1 protein-coding gene is annotated in these 729 nt (G+C 68.9%); it reads left to right on the top strand.

The window, feature by feature from the left end:
• Positions 1 to 294, top strand: a 294-nt coding sequence (locus tag CCN42_RS42555) for a hypothetical protein (protein ID WP_086735439.1), incomplete at its 5' end; no start/stop codon positions are given.
• Positions 295 to 729: the final 435 nt, after the last annotated feature.

Here is a 729-nt window from a genome sequence, read left to right as displayed (position 1 = left end):
TTCGTCCTCGGCGAGGGCGCCAACATCCTCAACGCCTCCGGCAACGACCCCCGCGACCCCCAGCTGCACATCACCGACCTGGACCGCCACCCCGTCTACCTGCGCTTCCCGCCCCGCGACAACGACGACGACTGGCGCATCGACCGCGTCGACATCACCGTCACCGGCACCGCAGGCGGCGCTGTCCACCACTACGACTACCAAGCCCTCGCAGACGTCACCGGCGCTCCGAAGACGACACTGCGGCTCTCCCGGCGCTCCGGCCGCATCCTGCACCTTTCCTCCCTTTACTGACCAGCGGCCACACGCCCGCACGCACAAGGAGACATAGAGGAAGGACCATGCCTTCGCTCCTTGCACGTGCTCCGCCCGCCGCCCCAGCCAGCACCTGGTCGCACCGTTACCGGCGGCCATCTCATGCCGGACGGCACCAAGCACGACGAGGCCGGACATCACGGAATCCTGAACCGTCCGCGTCGGCACGGCATCGGGACCCCGGCCGACAAGTCACGCCCACACAGCAAGCGCCTGCGGACCGTCTTCCGGGCAACGCGTTCCGGCTCGCGGGCACACAGCAACAGCCACCGGCATTCAGCACGCCGACACGCCCCGCCTCGCCCCGCCTCGCCTCGCCTCGCCTCGCCCAACAAGGCGAGCCATGCAGGGCATCACCGGACCACCCCACCCACCGTGAAACCGACAGGAAAGGGAGAACTTCCATGCCCGAAC

The organism is Streptomyces glaucescens (assembly GCF_002154375.1).
Taxonomy (GTDB): Bacteria; Actinomycetota; Actinomycetes; order Streptomycetales; family Streptomycetaceae; genus Streptomyces; species Streptomyces glaucescens.
The sequence above is the reverse complement of the archived record's forward strand: the minus strand, read 5'-3'. Positions and strand labels throughout refer to the sequence as shown.